The following is a 17869-nucleotide window of genomic DNA, read 5'->3' as shown; positions in this document are numbered from 1 at the left end:
ACCCCCCAGGTCATCCGATCGACAGAGGGGACACAGTCATACCGGGCCCGGAGGCCAGCGGCCCCATTGCAGGACCGCGAAAAACATAACGGGGGACGCGGACGCGGTGCAGCCTGTGGGCCGGGGGGGCGGACGCGGTGCGCGGAGGCCGGTTCGCGGGAGCCGGCGCGCGGGCGGGGCGGCGCGCGAGCGCGGGCGGTGGGAGGGGCGCGGGCGCGGGCGCCCGCGGGGGGCCGGCCCCCCGCGGGCGGGGCGGCGGGACGCCGTGGCGTCCGACCGCCCCCGCCGCGGGACCGGGGCCTTCCGCTACGCCTCGCGGGAGCCCGCGTACATCTCGTCGATGAGCGCCCGGTACTCGCGCTCGACGACCGGCCGCTTCAGCTTGAGGCTGGGGGTCAGCTCGCCGTGCTCGACGTCCAGGTCGCGCGGCAGGAGGCGGAACTTCTTGATCGTCTGCCAGCGCTGCAGGCCCTCGTTGAGGCGCCGCACGTAGCCGTCGATCAGCTCGACGGTCTGCGGGGCGGCGACCACCTCCGCGTACGACTTGCCCTCCATGCCGTTCTCGGCGGCCCAGCCCAGCAGGGTGGGGCCGTCGAGGGCGATGAGCGCGGTGCAGAAGTTGCGGTCCGCGCCGTGCACCAGGATGTTGGAGGCGAACGGGCAGACCGCCTTGAACCGGCCCTCGACCTCCGCCGGGGCGACGTACTTCCCGCCCGACGTCTTGATCAGGTCCTTCTTGCGGTCGGTGATGCGCAGGTAGCCGTCGACCGACAGCTCGCCGATGTCCCCGGTGTGGATCCAGCCGTCCGACTCCAGGACCTCCGCGGTCTTGTCGGGCAGCTTGTGGTAGCCCTGCATGACGCCGGGGCCGCGCAGCAGGATCTCGCCGTCGTCCGCGATGCGCACCTCGGTGCCGGGGAGCGGCTTGCCGACGGTTCCGGTGCGGTAGGACTCGCCCGGATTGACGAAGGAGGCGGCGCTGGTCTCGGTGAGCCCGTACCCCTCCAGGATGTGGATTCCGGCGCCCGCGAAGAAGTAGCCGATGTCCGGGGCGAGGGCGGCGGAGCCCGAGACGCAGGCGCGCAGCCGGCCGCCGAAGGCCTCGCGGATCTTGGCGTAGACGAGGGTGTCGGCGACCTTGTGCTTGGCGCCGAGCGCGAGGGGCACGGACGCCTTGCCGGTGCGCCGGAAGTTGTCCTGGGAGACCTGGGCGTACTCGCGGGCGACCTTGGCCGCCCACTGGAAGATCTTGTACTTGGCGCCGCCGCCCGCGCGGGCCTTGGCGGCGACCCCGTTGTAGACCTTCTCGAAGATCCGGGGCACGGCGGCCATGTAGGTCGGCCGGACGACCGGCAGGTTCTCGATGATCTTGTCGATCCGGCCGTCGACGGCGGTGACGTGGCCGACCTCGATCTGCCCGGAGGTGAGGACCTTGCCGAAGACGTGGGCCAGCGGCAGCCAGAGGTACTGCACGTCCCCCGCGGTGATCAGCCCGGTCGCCACGGTGGCCTTGGCCATGTACGACCAGTTGTCGTGCGGCAGCCGTACGCCCTTGGGCCGGCCGGTGGTGCCGGAGGTGTAGATGAGCGTGGCCAGTTGGTCGCCGGTGATGGCGGCGACCCGGTCGGCGACCGCGTCCGGGGTCTTCGCGAGGAGTTCGGCGCCCCGTGCCTCCAGCTCCGCGAGGGTGATGATCCAGCCCTCGGGGTCGCCGGCGGCGGGCTCGGCGCCGGCCGGGTCGATGACGACGACATGGGCCAGGTCGGGCAGGTCGGCGCGGGTCGCGCGGGCCTTGGCCACCTGCTCCGCGTTCTCCGCGAAGAGCACCCGGCTCTCGGAGTCGGCCAGGATGAACGCCGACTCCTCGGCGTTGGTGGACGGGTAGACCGTGGTGGTCGCCGCGCCCGCGCACATCACGCCGAGGTCGACGAGGATCCACTCCACCCGCGTGGCCGAGGAGAGGGCGACCCGCTCCTCGGGCCGCACGCCGAGCACGATCAGGCCGGCCGCGATCGCGTAGACCCTCTCGGCGGCCTGTCCCCAGGTCAGCGACTTCCAGTCGTCGGGGCCCTCGCCGGTCGCGGACGGCACCGGATAGCGGTACGCCTCCCCGTCCGGGGTCGCCGCCACGCGGTCGACGAAGAGGGCCGCCACGGAGGGCGGCCGGTTATCGATCAGGGTCTGTGCGTCGCTCACGACATCCTCCGGGCCTGCGGCATTGCTACGACCGGCTTCTTGACAGGGCGCGCCTGCTGCTCTCGTCCTGCTGGGGCAACCTGCTCGTTCGGGCTTGTTTAACTGGTCAGTAACCAACGATTCGTGATCAGAGTAGAGCGCACTCGTCCGGCACGAAAGAGGCAACGGGCGGCCGCTTTCATAACGAAAGGGCCCCCGCGCCGCCCGGTTCGGCGGTGCGGGGGCCCTCGGTGCGCCCCCCGTGCACGAGGGGCGTGACGCGCGGTCCTACTTCTTGGCCTTGGTCTCCCCGGCGGACTCGTCGGTCGACAGGACGGAGATGAACGCGTCCTGCGGCACCTCCACGTTGCCCACCATCTTCATCCGCTTCTTGCCCTCCTTCTGCTTCTCCAGCAGCTTCCGCTTACGGGAGATGTCACCGCCGTAGCACTTGGCGAGAACGTCCTTGCGGATGGCGCGGACGGTCTCGCGGGCGATGACGCGGGAGCCGATGGCCGCCTGGATCGGCACCTCGAAGTTCTGCCGGGGGATCAGCTTCTGGAGCTTGGCGACGAGCCGGACGCCGTACGCGTACGCCTTGTCCTTGTGGGTGACCGCGGAGAACGCGTCCACCTTGTCGCCGTGCAGCAGGATGTCGACCTTGACGAGCTGGGCCGACTGCTCGCCGGTGGGCTCGTAGTCGAGGGAGGCGTAACCGCGGGTCTTGGACTTGAGCTGGTCGAAGAAGTCGAAGACGATCTCGGCCAGCGGCAGGGTGTAGCGGATCTCCACCCGGTCCTCGGAGAGGTAGTCCATGCCCAGCAGGGTGCCGCGCCGGTTCTGGCACAGCTCCATGATCGCGCCGATGAACTCGCTCGGGGCCAGCACCGTGGCGCGCACCACGGGCTCGTGCACCTTGTCGATCTTGCCCTCGGGGAACTCGCTCGGGTTGGTGACGACGTGCTCGGTGCCGTCCTCCATCTCGACGCGGTAGACCACGTTGGGGGCGGTGGCGATCAGGTCGAGCCCGAACTCGCGCTCCAGCCGCTCGCGGACCACGTCCAGGTGGAGCAGGCCGAGGAAGCCGACGCGGAAGCCGAAGCCGAGCGCGGCGGAGGTCTCCGGCTCGTAGACCAGGGCGGCGTCGTTGAGCTGGAGCTTGTCCAGCGCCTCGCGCAGGTCGGGGTAGTCGGAGCCGTCCAGCGGATACAGCCCCGAGAACACCATCGGCTTCGGGTCCTTGTACCCGCCCAGCGCCTCGGTCGCCCCGTTGCTGAGGGAGGTGATCGTGTCACCGACCTTGGACTGCCGGACGTCCTTCACCCCGGTGATGATGTAGCCGACCTCGCCCACGCCGATGCCGTCGGCGGGGGTCATCTCGGGGGACGAGACCCCGATCTCCAGCAGCTCGTGGGTGGCGCCGGTCGACATCATGCGGATGCGCTCGCGCTTGTTGAGCTGGCCGTCGACGACACGGACGTAGGTGACGACACCGCGGTACGGGTCGTAGACCGAGTCGAAGATCATCGCGCGGGCGGCGGCGTCCGCTTCGCCGACCGGGGCCGGCACGTCGCGCACCACCCGGTCGAGCAGCGCGTCCACGCCGACGCCGGTCTTGGCGGAGACCTTGAGGACGTCCTCGGGCTGGCAGCCGATGAGGTTGGCCAGCTCCTCGGAGAACTTCTCCGGCTGCGCGGCGGGCAGGTCGATCTTGTTGAGCACCGGGACGATGGTGAGGTCGTTCTCCATCGCCAGGTAGAGGTTGGCCAGCGTCTGGGCCTCGATGCCCTGTGCGGCGTCGACCAGCAGCACCGTGCCCTCGCAGGCCGCGAGCGAACGGGAGACCTCGTAGGTGAAGTCCACGTGGCCCGGAGTGTCGATCATGTTGAGGACGTGGGTGCTGCCCGTGTCCTCGCCCGTGGTGGGGGCCCAGGGCAGTCGGACCGCCTGGGACTTGATGGTGATGCCGCGCTCGCGCTCGATGTCCATCCGGTCGAGGTACTGAGCGCGCATCTGCCGCTGGTCGACCACGCCCGTGAGCTGGAGCATCCGGTCGGCGAGGGTCGACTTGCCGTGGTCGATGTGCGCGATGATGCAGAAGTTGCGGATCAGCGCCGGGTCGGTACGGCTCGGCTCGGGCACGTTGGAAGGAGTCGCGGGCACGCAGGGTCCTGATTCTTGAGACGCCGAACGCCGTGTCTCGGGTCGATGTCGGGTCGGTCGGATCGATACGCAGGCTCCATCGTCCCACGCCCGCGGGACAGCGACCGGTTTGGGCCGGTCGGAGGGTGACTGCTACCGTAGATAGCTGTGCCTCGTGGCTCTCATCAGCGGCGTGGCGCACCTAGAAGATCCAACGAACCTGAAAAGGCTCTTTCGTGGCGAACATCAAGTCCCAGATCAAGCGGAACAAGACCAACGAGAAGGCGCGCCTGCGCAACAAGGCCGTCAAGTCGTCGCTCAAGACCGCGATCCGCAAGGCCCGCGAGGCCGCCGCTGCCGGTGACGTCGAGAAGGCCACCACGGCCGTCCGCGACGCCTCCCGCCAGCTCGACAAGGCTGTCTCGAAGGGTGTCATCCACAAGAACGCCGCCGCCAACAAGAAGTCGGCGCTGGCGTCCAAGGTTGCCGCCCTGCAGGCCTGAGCTTCCTCCCGAAGCTCTCTGATGTGACCGCCGGAACGGACTCGACGGGCCCTCTCTCCCGTCCCTGACCGGCACCCCGCGCCGCACACCGAACCTGCGTTCGCCACGCGGGTGCGGCGCACCCCAAGGTGTGACCCGGAAGCCCTGGAGCTGATCTCCCCAGATCAGCGGCCGGGGCTTTCGTGCGTGTGCACGTATGCGTGTAGCGCGGGCGGCGGGGGTGCGCTGCCGCACGGGGCCGCCGGGGGCTCGCAGGGCACCGGGGACCGCAGGGGCGGGCGGGGGATCGTCGGCGTACGCGGGCGTACGCGCGAGGTGCGTGCGGTGCGTCAGGCGTACGGGGTGGGGGACGCGGTCTCGCCCTTGCCCGCGCGGGGGTATGCCGTACGCCAGGGTGCCGGGGGCCGCGGGGGCGGAGTGGAGGTGCGTCGGCGCGCGCTCTGTGCGTTCCGTACTCCAGGCGTACGAGACGCACAGAGCGCGAGGTGGCGCGCGCCTTCGCGGACCGTGCGGGCCCGCGGGATCGTTCGGGTCGCGTCCGCGCGGAGACGCATGGAACGTGAGATGGCAACGCGGCCTCGCAGACCGTGCAGGCCCGCGGGATCGCTCAAGCCGTATCCGCGCGAAGACGCATGGAACGTGAGATGGCAACGCGGCCTCGCAGACCGTGCAGGCCCGCGGGATCGTTCGGGTCGCGTCCGTCCGCGCAGGTCGCCCCGGCCCAGGCGGGCGGGTGGCTCGCGGGGGCCGCCCGTGTGGAGGCGGCTCCGGAGGGTGCGGGCTACCGTCCCGTCCGCGCGGCCCGTGCCACCGCGACCACGGCCTTCTCCAAGGCGTACTCCGGGTCGTCCCCGCCGCCCTTCACCCCCGCGTCGGCCGCCGCCACGGCTCGGAGCGCCGCCGCCACGCCGTCCGGCGTCCAGCCCCGCATCTGCTGCCGTACCCGGTCGATCTTCCACGGCGGCATTCCCAGCTCGCGGGCCAGGTCGGCCGGCCGGCCCCCACGGGCGGAGGACAGCTTGCCGATCGCCCGCACCCCCTGCGCCAGGGCGCTGGTGATCAGGACGGGCGCGACCCCCGTCGACAGGGACCACCGCAGCGCCTCCAGGGCTTCGGCCGCCCGCCCCTCGACCGCCCGGTCGGCGACGGTGAACGACGAGGCTTCCGCGCGGCCCGTGTAGTAGCGGCCGACGACCGCCTCGTCGATCGTGCCCTCGACGTCCGCGATCAACTGCGAGACCGCGCTCGCAAGCTCCCGCAGATCGCTGCCGATGGAGTCGACCAGCGCCTGGCAGGCCTCCGGCGTCGCGGACCGTCCGTGCGTCCGGAACTCCGACCGTACGAAGGAGAGCCGCTCGGCGGGCTTGGTGGTCTTCGGACAGGCGACCTCCCGCGCCCCGGCCTTGCGCGCCGCGTCCAGGAGTCCCTTGCCTCTGGCCCCGCCCGCGTGCAGCAGGACGAGCGTGATCTCCTCGACCGGCGCGCCGAGGTACGCCTTGACGTCCTTGACCGTGTCGGCCGCGAGGTCCTGCGCGTTGCGCACGATCACGACCTTGCGCTCCGCGAAGAGCGAGGGGCTGGTGAGCTCGTCGAGGGTGCCGGGCAGCAACTGGTCGGACGCCAGGTCCCGTACGTCCGTGTCGGCGTCGGCGGCGCGGGCGGCCGCCACCACCTGCTCCACGGCACGGTCCAGGAGAAGGTCCTCCTGGCCCACGGCGAGCGTGACGGGGGCGAGCGGGTCGTCGGCGGAATTCTTCCTGGTGGCCATCGCGATCCAGCATCCCATGCCCCACTGACAGCCGGGATGCCCACCGCCCGGTCCTCGCGGCGGGGGCCCGTGGCCGAGAATGGGCGGGTGAGCGATGTGAGACATGTACTGGTGCTGCCCGACCGCGACGCGGCGGAGGAGGTGGCCGGAGAGCTGGCCGACCGCTTCGGGGTCGCCGAGGAACCGCAGCTCGTGCGGGACGCGCTGGCCGGCGAGGACGACGCCGAGGACGCCCAGTGGCTGGTGGTCGTGGAGGACGCGGCCGGGCGGCTGGACTCCGCGGCGCTGGACGCGTTCGCCGCGGAGTACGAGGGGTGGCTGGAGGCCCCGTAGGACCCCGCCGGTCAGCTCCGGGGGACGATCTGGATGTCCAGGTCGATGGCGATGCTGGGGCCCACCACGGCGATGCCGCGCGCCAGCATCGTCTGCCAGGTGAGGGTGAAGTCCTCGCGGTGCAGTTCGGTCGTGGCCCGGCAGGCGGCGCGCGTCTCGCCCTCCAGCCCGCTGCCGATGCCGAGGTACTGCGTGTCCAGCGTCACCGTGCGGCTGACGCCGTGCAGGGTCAGCGCGCCGGTGACGCCCCAGCGGCTGCCGCCCCGGTGGACGAAGCGCTCGCTGTAGAACTCCAGCGTCGGGTAGCGGCCGACGTCCAGGAAGTCGCTGGAGCGCAGGTGGTCGTCGCGCATCTGCACGTTGGTGTCGATCGACGCCGCGTCGATGACCACGTGCATGGCCGAGTCCTCCATCCGGTCGGCGATCCGCACCGCCCCGGCGAAGGTGTTGAACCGGCCGTGGATGCGGGCCAGGCCGATGTGCCGGGCGGTGAAGCCGATCTGCGAGTGGTTCGGCTCGACGTCCCACTCGCCGGGGTCGGGCAGCTGCGGAGGCTGCGCGAGCTGGAGGGTCACGTCGCCCAGGTTGGCGTACGCCCCCTCGGTCACCGTCACCGCTCCGTGGAACGGGGTGAAGCCCTCGGCCGTGACCGCCAGGCGGTAGTCGCCCGCCGGGACCGTGGCGAGAACGCTGCCGAAGGGGTCGGTCCCGCCGCTCACCACCTTGCGGCCCGCCCCGTCCGTGAGGACGAACTCGGCCTGGAGCACCGGTTCGTTGACCGGGTCCAGCACCCGGCAGCTCAGGATGCCCGCGCTGCGGGGCATCTGGAACCCGGCGAGCGCCCCGCCCCGCCCCTTGCCTGCCTGGCTCCTGCTTCCCAGCCAACGGCCGAACATCTTCTCCGTACCCCCAGGGGCGCTTCATGCTTGAGGGCCTCTGCCAGGTGGACGTCGTTGTCGGAGCGGCGGCCCACCGACGAGTAGGCATTCGATCACTATGGCGGTGTTCGAGGCAAATGTTCGAGGCGGGTGAGGATTCTCGGGAGGGATCGTCGGTGAAGGATCGAGGACCCGCTTCCCTGTGAGGCGCCGCGTCCCTGCGTCACGCGGTGTACGGGGACGCGCGCGGTCTCCCGAGGCGCCGCCCGACCCGCTCCCCCGGCGCGCGGCCGGGCCGGGCGAGGGGCCCGCACCGCCTCCGGGACCAGCGGAGGCGCGGCCCGTACGGCGTCGGGGCGCGGGCCGGGCGGAGCGTCCGGGCCCCCGCCGTCACGGGCGGCCCACCGCCCGCAGTTCCCTCCCGGCTCCCGCCACCGCGATCGCCCCGTCCCTGTCGGTCCGCAGGACCCGGGCTCCGGCGGCTCGGAGGGCGTCGACCGTACGGGCCGAGGGGTGCCCGTACGGATTGTCCGCGCCGCAGGAGATGAGCGCCAGCCTCGGCCGTACGTCGCGGAGCAACCCGGCGTCCTGGAACGCCGAACCGTGGTGGGCCACCTTCAGCACGTCCACCCGCCCCGGCCCGTCCCGGCCGCGCGACAACGCGCGCTGGGCCGGTGGTTCGAGGTCCCCCAGGAGCAGCAGCGTCAGCCCCCCGGCGGCGCGCACGCGCAGGGTGACGCTGGAGTCGTTCGGCTCCAGCGCCGCCGTCGCCGCCCCAGGCCCGTCGCGGGGCCAGAGGACCCGCCAGTCGAGCGGGCCCGCGCGGCGGCGCTCACCGGGCGTGGACCGCAGCGTCACGACCCGCGCCGCGGCGGCCGTCCGCCGTACGAACGCGGCCTGCTCGGGCGGCTCCGCGAGACCGGTCGTCTGGATCGCGCCCACGGCCCTGCCCCGGAGCACACCCGGCAGCCCGCGCACGTGGTCGGCGTGGAAGTGGGTGAGGACGACGAGGGGCACACGGGTGACGCCGAGATCGCGCAGGCACCGGTCGACCGCGCCGGGGTCGGGGCCGGCGTCGACCACCACCCCCGTGCCCTCCCCCGCGGCGAGCACCATCGCGTCGCCCTGCCCGACGTCGCAGAGGGCGAACGCCCAGTCCGGCGGCGGCCACCCGGTCACGATCCGCGTCAGCGGGACCGGTCGCAGCACCGCCAGGACGAGGAGCAGCCCGGCGATCGCGCAGACCCAGGGGCGACGGCTCAACCGGGGGGCCAGGAGCACGACCAGGGCCGTGAGACCGGCGAGCAGGGCGGCGCCCGTCCAGCCGCCGGGCCACTCCACCTGGGCGCCGGGCAGGCTCGCCCCGGTGCGGGCGACCGTGGCGATCCACCCGACGGGCCAACCCGCCACCTCGGCCAGCAGTTCGGCCACCGGCATGGCGACCGGGGCGAAGGCCAGTGCCGCGAAACCGAGCACCGTCGCGGGCGCCACCGCGAACTCCGCCAGCAGGTTGCACGGAACGGCCACCAGACTGACCCGCGCCGCCAGGACCACCACCACGGGCGCGCACACCGCCTGCGCGGCCGCCGCGGCGGCCAGCACCTCGGCCACCCTGCCCGGCACTCCCCGCGCCCGCAGGGCCGCGCTCCACCGCGGCGCGAGCGTCAGCAGCGCCCCGGTGGCCAGAACGGACAGCAGGAACCCGTAGCTCCGGGCCAGCCAGGGGTCGTACAGCACCAGCAGCACCACGGCCGCCGCCAGCGCCGGGATCAGGGACCTCCGGCGTCCGGTGCCGATGGCGAGGAGGGTGATGAGCCCGCACGCCGCCGCGCGCAACACGCTGGGCTCCGGGCGGCAGACGACGATGAACGCGAGCGTCAACGCCCCGCCGATCACCGCCGTGCCCCGCAACGAGACGCCCAAGCGAGGTGCCAGGCCCCGGCGTTCGGCGCCCAGCGCCGCCCCCGGCGGGCCGATGAGGAGGAAGAGGAGGATCGACAGATTCGCTCCGCTCACAGCCAGCAGGTGCGTCAGGTCGGTCGCCTTGAAGGCATCGTGCAACTCGGGCGGGACCCTGGAGGTGTCCCCGACCACCAGCCCCGGCAGCAGCGCCCGCGCATCCGCGTCGAGCCCGTCCGTCGCCTCCCTCAGCCCGGAGCGCAGCCCCCCGGCGGCGCGCTGGACCCGTGTCGGGGGGCCGGTGATCCGGGGCGCGCCCGCGTCCTCCACCTTCAGGACGGCGGCGAGGCGTTCGCCCTCGTGCGCGGGTGGCGAGAGCCGGCCGCCGAGCCGGAGTCGCGTGGACGGCAGCAGTTCCTGCCAGGCGGCCCGGTGGTCGCCCGCCGGGACCATGAGCAGCACCGGGGTGCGGACCCGCGTGCCGGGACCGCTGCGGGTCAGCACCTCGGTGACGTCGACGTCGATCAGGAGGAGGTCCGGGGCACTGCGGTCGCCCCGCACCCTGGGCCGACTCGGACGCGGATCGGAGGTCACCCGTACTTCGGCGTCGATCCGCGCGTACTCCCGCGCCAACCCCGGCACAGGCCCGCGCCGCACGTCGACCCCGTGCAGCCCCGCCACGGCCGCGCCCGCTGCCGCGCACAGCAGGACGGCCGCCGCGGCAGCGGCTCGGGAACGCCCGACGGCGCCCGGCGGGCGTACGCCCACCACCGCATGTCCCACTTCCGCCGCGGCCCCCGCCCCGCCCGCGAGCCGGCCGGCCGGCCCACCGCGCGGCAGCCGGGAAGCCATCGCCAGCAGAGCGAGTGCCGCAACGGCGCAGGCGACGGCGACGGCCGCCACCCAGCGCCCCGGCAGCCCCAGAGCCGACGCCGACGCCGCCCAGACGGCCAGGGCGGGCGGCACGAGCCGCAGGTCCACCGGCCCCTCCGACCGCGGACCACCGCCCTCGGACGCCTCCCCCGGCCCTCCCCGCCGCCGACCCGGCTCCCCCGCCGCGCCGCCCCGTGCGCCTCGACCACCGTGTACACCATTCTCATCCCGCCCATCGCCCCCGCTTCCTGTGCCGCTGACGCCGCCCACACCGCCCCGCCTGCCGGGGCCGCCGGTCGCGTGGGCCGCCGAAGCTCCCGCCGCTTGAGCCCTCCTATCGGCGTCCGCGCCCCGTACGGCCGGGATACGGACCTCGGGCTGGATTCCGTGGCTGTTCATGGCCGGACCAGTGGTCGCAGGTCCGCGAACCGGCGGTCACCGATCCCGTTGACCTGCCGGAGTTCGTCGACGGATCGGAATCCGCCGTTCTCCGTGCGGTAGTCGATCAGATGCTGTGCGAGCACGGGCCCGACCCCCGGCAGGGTTTCGAGTTGCTCCTTGGTGGCCGTGTTCAGGTTCAGCGGCGCTGAAGGTCCGGGCTCTCCCGGCGCTCCCGCCGCGCCGGGAGCCTCTCCCGCCGCCCCGAGTGCGGCCCGGCCGGGCGGAAGCCCCACGACGACCTGCTCCCCGTCCGCCAGGAGTCGGGCCCGGTTGAGCCCCGTCACGTCGGTGCCGTCGCGCACCCCGCCGGCGGCTCGGAGCGCGTCCGCCACCCGCGAACCGGCCGGGAGCCGCCGCACTCCCGGCCGGTGCACCTTCCCGCTCACATCGACGACGATCTGCCCGCTCCCGACCGGACCTTCCGGCTCCCCGGCGGCCGCGGAGGGGGCGGGGGCGGTCCCGGCAAGCGGTAACGGCTCCGACGGCAACGGAGTCGCGATCGCCGCACCCGCCTCGACGACCGGGTCCGGCGCACGCACGGTCTGCGGGCGCACGGACCAGAAGTGCACCGCGGCGAAACTCACGGCGGCGACCAGCACCAGGCCCAACACGATGGACGTCCGGGGCGCCAGCCCGCACCGGAGCTGCACCCACAACGGCAGCCGGTCCCGCACAGCCGACACGAGACGCCCCGCACGCGGTGTCCCGCCGACCCCCGCCACCCGCGCCTCTGCCTCGGCCACCTCCACCTCGGCGTTCTCCGCCCCGGCCCGCGCCTCCCAGGCCGCCGCGTCGGCGTTCTCCGCCCCATCCCCCGCGTACGCGTCCCCGCGGCTCGGGTCCGACGCCGGCGCCCGGTCCACCACGGAGCCGATCCCCCACGCGTCGCCCGGCTCCGGAGCTGCCGTCATCAGCGCATCCGCCCGGCGCCGCGCGGCCGCCGCGGCGAGGGCAGCTCGCCCCCGCGCGGTGTCGCGCGCACCCCGGCGGACGTACGACCTGGCGCCGGGCCGGACACCCGCCCGACCGCCCGGCCGCGTGCCAGGGCCGTGCCGGGGCCGCCGCGACGCCCCCCGCTCCGCGGCCTCTACCGCGTCCGGCCGGCGCGTCAGCACGTCGCCCGGCCCCGCCCCGCGGCCGGACTCGGCTGACGACGAGGACGGTGGCAAGGAGTGCGGGAGATCAGGCGGGAGGGACCGCTCGGCGTACTGGGGGGAAGTTGGCGGGGCGTCCGTCCGGGCGGACGACGAAGCGGCTTCCCGGACACTCGGTGACGCGGAGGAGCGGACGGTCGGTGAGGCGGGCGTCTGGACGGAGAAGGCATCGGGAGCCGACGCCCGAGGGAATCGAAGGGCCATGCCTCACGACGTTAGGCATCTCCGACCCAACCCGCTGAGCAGCCATCAGTTCTGTGGATGACCAGCCGGTTGTGGACAACTCCGCCACTCACCCGAGTGAAAACCGCCCCCGCCACTCCTCGACTGACGCCTCGGCAGGTCAAAGTGGAGGGCACGTCCCGGACCACCCGGCCTCCGAGACGGCTGAAGGGCCCGACGCGCTCACCGCGGCGAGACCACCGCGGCGAGCAGGCCCGGCCCCGTGTGCGCGCCGATCACCGCGCCGACCTCGCTGACGTGGAGGTCGACCAGGCCGGGAACGCGTGCGCGCAGGCGCTCCGCCAGCCGCTCCGCCCGCTCCGGGGCCGCGAGGTGGTGCACGGCGATGTCCACCGCGGCCTCCCCGGCCTGCCGCGCGGCGATCTCCTCCAGCCGGGCGATCGCCTTGGACGCCGTCCGCACCTTCTCCAGCAGCTCGATCCGGCCCCCGTCCAATTCCATGATCGGCTTCACCGCCAGCGCGGAGCCCAGGAGGGCCTGGGCCGTCCCGATGCGGCCGCCCCGGCGCAGGTAGTCCAGCGTGTCGACATAGAAGTAGGCGGACGTCCTGGCGGCCCGTCGCTCCGCGGCCAGCACCGCCGCGTCCAGGTCGCCGCCCGCCGCCGCTGTCTCGGCCGCCGCCAGGGCGCAGAACCCCAGCGCCATGGCGACCATGCCGGTGTCCACCACCCGTACCGGCACGGGGGCTTCCTTCGCCGCGAGCAGTGCGGCGTCGTACGTGCCCGAGAACTCCGCCGAGAGGTGCAGCGACACCACGGCGTCGGCTCCGCCCACGGCCGCCGCCCGGTATGCCTCCGCGAAGACCTCCGGGCTGGGGCGGGAAGTGGTGACGGAGTGGCGTTTCTGCAGGGCCAGGGCGAGCGAACGGGCCGAGATCTCCGTGCCCTCCTCCAGGGCCCGATCGCCCAGGACGACGGTCAGCGGCACCGCGGTGATGCCGTGCCGTTCCATCGTCGGGCGCGGCAGGTAGGCCGTGGAATCAGTGACGACAGCGACGTGGCGGGGCATGAGCCGGAGGTTACCCGTCGTGCCCGGACCGCGGCAGTCCGGCCCCGGACCTGCGATCGCCCAGGCCGGATCGGGGCGCTGCCGTCACGGACGGCCTGGGCGGGCAGCGCCGGCCAGGGGGCGGGAAACCGGGGCGGGCAGTGTCGACCGAGGACAGGAGTTGTTGGGAGCGGGCAGCGCGGCGAGCCCCCACCGGGACGACGCCACGACGGGCGAACGGGGAGCCGCGCGGACGGACGACGTCACGGCGAGCGCACCGGGAAACCCCCGAGCGCACGGCGTCGTGGCGGGCGACAGGCCGGCCGCGCGGATCCGAGGCCCGGCCGTTGCCGCCGAATGCCAGGAAGCCGGAAAGCCGGGAAGCCGGGAAGCCGGGAAGCCGCACAAGCGAACGGCGTCCACGCAGGCAAAAGGGGCGCCGCACGAGCGAGCGGCGTCACCTCCGAAAACGGCGAGCCGCGCGAGCGTACCGGCCGGTCGTGGTCAGGTGGTCGTCTCCGGGCGGGTGGACTTCTGCCACGGGTAGTGCGTCAACCGCGGTTCCGATGCGGTGATCGCCTGCGGCGCGCCCTCCGCCTCGGGCCCGGCCGGGGTCGTGTCCGCCGTGTTCCGCCCGTCGCCGCTCCCGGTGGCGGAGGAGGCGGACTCCGACCAGTCCGTGGTCGGCACCGCGCCGGGAGCCTGCGCGGGCTCCTCCACGGTCCAGTGGCGCAGGGCCCCGGCCTCGACGTCGATCTGCGCGTTCAACGCGTCCAGGTCGTCGTCGGCGAACTGGCGCGCCCGGTCGCGGGCCGCCCAGCGCAGCGAATCCGCCGAATGCGTGATCCGCCGCGTCCGCTCCTTCAGTTGCGGCAGCAGCCCCGCGACCGTCGCCCGGTCCGGCTCGCGCTCCAGCCGCTTCAACTCGTCGTCCAGCTCCCGGCCGTGCGCACTCAGCCGTTGGAACAGCGCCACGGACTCGGCCAGCGAGGCGTCCTCGGCGACACCGGCGTGCAGGGCTTCCTGGGTGGCGCGCATCGAGGTCCGCAGGGAGAGCCGTAGCTGCGCCAGATCCCCGGCGACGCCCGGTTGACCGAAGCTCTTGGCCCGCAGCGTCGTGTCCTCGACCGTGCGACGGGCCTGCGTGATCGTGCGGTCCACTCCCCGCTTGGCCGCGCCCACGGCCTTCACCGTCAGGTAGGCGCCCAGCGCGACGAACGTGACGAAGAGCAACGCCAGGATCATGATCACGGCTTCCATGAACGCCCCTCGGTGTCTCGATGCGGCTGCCGGTACCGGTCGCCCCCTCCACCGTAAACGGAACGGGCAGGCCGAGGGTTCCTTCGGAACCCCCAACCTGCCCGAGATGACCCCCGACCCGCCCGTAGGGGATGTCCCCTACGGCGCGGTCCCGGCGGCCGTCAGCCGCGCAGCGGCGTCACGCGGGGACGATGTTGACCAGCTTCGGCGCGCGCACGATCACCTTGCGCACACCCGCGCCGCCCAGGGCCGCCACGACGGCCTCGTCGGCGAGGGCCAGCGCCTCCAGCTCCTCGTCCGTGATGGACGGGGAGACCTCCAGGCGGGCGCGGACCTTGCCCTTGACCTGGACGACGCAGGTGACGGTCTCGTCCACCGCGTACGCCGGGTCCGCCACCGGGAAGTCCTGGTGGACGACCGACTCGGTGTGGCCCAGACGCCGCCACAGCTCCTCCGCGACGTGCGGGGCCAGCGGGGCGATCAGCAGCACCAGCCGCTCGGCGACCGAGCGCGACAGCGGGCCGCCGGACTTGGTCAGGTAGTTGTTCAGCTCGGTGATCTTGGCGATGGCCGTGTTGAAGCGCATCTGCTCCAGGTCCTTGCCGACCCCGTCGATGGCCTTGTGCAGGGCCCGCAGCGTGTTCTCGTCGGGCTCGGCGTCGACGACGGTGACCTCGCCGCTCTCCTCGTCGACCACGTTGCGCCACAGCCGCTGCAGCAGCCGGTACTGGCCGACCACCGCCCGCGTGTCCCACGGCCGCGACACGTCCAGGGGACCCATCGCCATCTCGTACAGGCGCAGCGTGTCGGCGCCGTACTCGGCGAAGATCTCGTCCGGCGTGACCGCGTTCTTCAGGGACTTGCCCATCTTGCCCAGAACGCGGCTGACCCTCTCGCCCTCGTGGTAGTAGAGGCCGTCGCGCTCCTCCACCTCGACGGCCGGAACGGCGATGCCCCGGCTGTCGCGGTAGACGTACGCCTGGATCATGCCCTGGTTGTACAGCTTGTGGAACGGCTCGGAGGACGAGATGTGCCCCAGGTCGTGCAGCACCTTCGACCAGAAGCGCGCGTACAGCAGGTGCAGCACGGCGTGTTCGGCCCCGCCGACGTACAGGTCGACGCCGCCGGTGGGCTGGCCCTCGCGCGGGCCCATCCAGTACTGCTCGATCTCCGGGTCGACCAACTTCTGACCGTTGGTCGGGTCCAGGTAGCGCAGCTCGTACCAGCAGGAACCGGCCCAGTTGGGCATGGTGTTGGTCTCGCGGCGGTACTTCTTGGGGCCGTCGCCCAGGTCCAGCGTCACGTTGACCCAGTCGGCGTTGCGCGACAGCGGGGTCTCCGGCTGGGCGGTGGCGTCGTCCGGGTCGAAGGTGCGCGGCGAGTAGTCCTCGACCTCCGGCAGCTCCAGCGGCAGCATCGACTCGGGCAGCGGGTGGGCGATGCCGTCCTCGTCGTACACGATCGGGAAGGGCTCGCCCCAGTAGCGCTGCCGGCTGAACAGCCAGTCGCGCAGCCGGAAGTTGACGGTGCCCTCGCCGGCGCCGTGCTCCCGCAGCCAGTCGGTGACCGCCGCCTTGGCCTCGACGACGCCCATGCCGTCCAGCGAGATGTCGTCGTTCGCGGAGTCGACCAGCGTGGCGTCGTACGAGCTGAAGGCGTCGTCCCAGGTGGAGGGGTCGGTGCCGCGGTCGTCCGACGGCTGGACGACACAGCGCATCGGCAGCTCGAAGGCGCGCGCGAAGGCGAAGTCGCGCGTGTCGTGCGCCGGTACGGCCATGATCGCGCCGGTGCCGTATCCCATCAGGACGTAGTCCGCGATGAAGACGGGCACCTTCGCGCCGTTGACCGGGTTGGTCGCGTACGCACCGGTGAAGACGCCGGTCTTGTCCTTCGCCTCGGCCTGCCGCTCGACGTCGGACTTGGCGGCGGCCTGCTTGCGGTAGGCGTTGACGGCCTCGGCGGGGCTCGCGTGGCCGCCGGTCCACACCGGGTGGGTGCCCTCGGGCCAGGCGGCCGGGATGATCCGCTCGACCATGTCGTGCTCGGGCGCCAGCACCATGTAGGTGGCCCCGAACAGGGTGTCCTGGCGGGTCGTGAAGACGGTGATGTCGCCCGCGCCGTCGACCGGGAACTCGATCCGGGCGCCCTCGGAGCGGCCGATCCAGTTGCGCTGCTGCAACTTGATGGCCTCGGGCCAGTCCAGCGCGTCCAGGTCGTCCAGCAGCCGGTCGGCGTAGGCGGTGATGCGCATGTTCCACTGGCGCAGCTTCGCCTTGAAGACGGGGTAGTTGCCGCGCTCGGAGCGGCCGTCGGCGGTGACCTCCTCGTTGGCCAGCACCGTGCCCAGCCCCGGCGACCAGTTCACCGGCGCGTCGGAGGCGTACGCCAGGCGGTACTCGCCCAGCAGGTCGGCGCGCTCGACGGCGCTCAGCGCGCTCCACTCACGGCCGTCGGGGGTCGGGCGCGCGCCGCTCTCGAACTGCTCGACCAGCTCGGAGATCGGACGGGCCCGGTCGGCCTCGGTGTCGTACCAGGAGTTGAAGATCTGCAGGAAGATCCACTGGGTCCACTTGTAGTACTCGGCCTCGATCGTCGCGAACGAGCGGCGCTTGTCGTGGCCCAGGCCCAGTCGGCGGAGCTGGGTCCGCATGTTCTCCATGTTGGCCTCGGTGGAGACCCGAGGGTGGGTGCCCGTCTGGACGGCGTACTGCTCGGCGGGCAGGCCGAAGGCGTCGAAGCCCAGGGTGTGCAGCACGTTGTGGCCGGTCATCCGCTGGTGGCGGGCGTAGACGTCGGTGGCGATGTAGCCCAGCGGGTGCCCGACGTGCAGACCCGTGCCCGACGGGTACGGGAACATGTCCATGATGAACTTCTTCGGCTTGGCGGCCAGCTCCGGATCGCCCGCCAGACCGCCGGTGGGGTTCGGCGCCTCGTAGGTCCCCTCGGCGTCCCAGAAGTCCTGCCAGCGTGCCTCGATGTCGGCGGCCATGGCCGCCGTGTAGCGGTGCGGCGCGGCCGTCTCGGCTGCGGAATTCGTCTCGCTCATGATCCTCAAAGCTCCATCGATCGTCATCTGCCGGCGCCCACGTCCACGGGCGCATGTCTACGGACACACGTCTACGGAAACGAAAAATCCCCTCGCACAGGAGGGGACGCCGCGCTGACTCCGACCAGGCGCTCTCACCGGTCGGGACTGTTCAGCGCGGCTCGCTA

Annotated in this window: 11 protein-coding genes; 2 read left to right on the top strand and 9 right to left on the bottom strand. The window is 73.0% G+C overall.

Annotated features, from left to right (window positions below):
• Positions 1 to 306 precede the first annotated feature (306 nt).
• Positions 307 to 2196: an AMP-dependent synthetase/ligase gene (locus ACZ6EJ_RS21320; protein ID WP_469269145.1), complete on the bottom strand. Its 1890-nt coding sequence runs from the start codon at positions 2194 to 2196 to the stop codon at positions 307 to 309.
• Between the two features lie 267 nt (positions 2197 to 2463).
• Positions 2464 to 4338: a translation elongation factor 4 gene (gene lepA, locus ACZ6EJ_RS21315; protein ID WP_469269143.1), complete on the bottom strand. Its 1875-nt coding sequence runs from the start codon at positions 4336 to 4338 to the stop codon at positions 2464 to 2466.
• A gap of 215 nt (positions 4339 to 4553) precedes the next feature.
• Between lepA and rpsT the strand changes: the two genes are divergently transcribed.
• Complete coding sequence (gene rpsT / locus ACZ6EJ_RS21310; protein WP_030077886.1) at positions 4554 to 4820, top strand: 30S ribosomal protein S20; 267 nt, start codon at positions 4554 to 4556, stop codon at positions 4818 to 4820.
• Positions 4821 to 5601: 781 nt separating this feature from the next.
• Here rpsT and holA read toward each other — a convergent pair.
• Complete coding sequence (gene holA, locus ACZ6EJ_RS21305; RefSeq protein ID WP_469269141.1) at positions 5602 to 6588, bottom strand: DNA polymerase III subunit delta; 987 nt, start codon at positions 6586 to 6588, stop codon at positions 5602 to 5604.
• An 87-nt stretch (positions 6589 to 6675) separates the two neighbouring features.
• Between holA and ACZ6EJ_RS21300 the strand changes: the two genes are divergently transcribed.
• Complete coding sequence (locus ACZ6EJ_RS21300) at positions 6676 to 6921, top strand: hypothetical protein (protein WP_469269139.1); 246 nt, start codon at positions 6676 to 6678, stop codon at positions 6919 to 6921.
• An 11-nt stretch (positions 6922 to 6932) separates the two neighbouring features.
• Here ACZ6EJ_RS21300 and ACZ6EJ_RS21295 read toward each other — a convergent pair whose 3' ends face one another.
• The 6 genes from ACZ6EJ_RS21295 to leuS form a co-directional block, all read right to left on the bottom strand.
• A complete protein-coding gene (locus tag ACZ6EJ_RS21295; RefSeq protein WP_469269138.1) occupies positions 6933 to 7817 on the bottom strand; it encodes a YceI family protein in 885 nt (294 codons plus the stop codon).
• 372 nt (positions 7818 to 8189) lie between these two features.
• On the bottom strand, positions 8190 to 10673 hold the full coding sequence (locus ACZ6EJ_RS21290; RefSeq protein WP_469269149.1) for a ComEC/Rec2 family competence protein: 2484 nt from the start codon (positions 10671 to 10673) through the stop codon (positions 8190 to 8192).
• 293 nt (positions 10674 to 10966) lie between these two features.
• A complete protein-coding gene (locus ACZ6EJ_RS21285) occupies positions 10967 to 11923 on the bottom strand; it encodes a ComEA family DNA-binding protein (RefSeq protein ID WP_469269137.1) in 957 nt (318 codons plus the stop codon).
• Between the two features lie 648 nt (positions 11924 to 12571).
• Positions 12572 to 13417 (bottom strand): DegV family protein, encoded by an 846-nt coding sequence (locus ACZ6EJ_RS21280; RefSeq protein WP_469269135.1) that lies wholly within the window; start codon positions 13415 to 13417, stop codon positions 12572 to 12574.
• Between the two features lie 483 nt (positions 13418 to 13900).
• Positions 13901 to 14656 (bottom strand): hypothetical protein, encoded by a 756-nt coding sequence (locus tag ACZ6EJ_RS21275; protein WP_469269133.1) that lies wholly within the window; start codon positions 14654 to 14656, stop codon positions 13901 to 13903.
• A gap of 178 nt (positions 14657 to 14834) precedes the next feature.
• Complete coding sequence (leuS, locus tag ACZ6EJ_RS21270; RefSeq protein WP_469269131.1) at positions 14835 to 17702, bottom strand: leucine--tRNA ligase; 2868 nt, start codon at positions 17700 to 17702, stop codon at positions 14835 to 14837.
• Positions 17703 to 17869: the final 167 nt, after the last annotated feature.

It is taken from the genome of Streptomyces sp. NPDC041970 (genome assembly GCF_055588985.1).
Note: the sequence above shows the minus strand (reverse complement) of the source record. Positions and strands in the feature narration are given on the sequence as shown.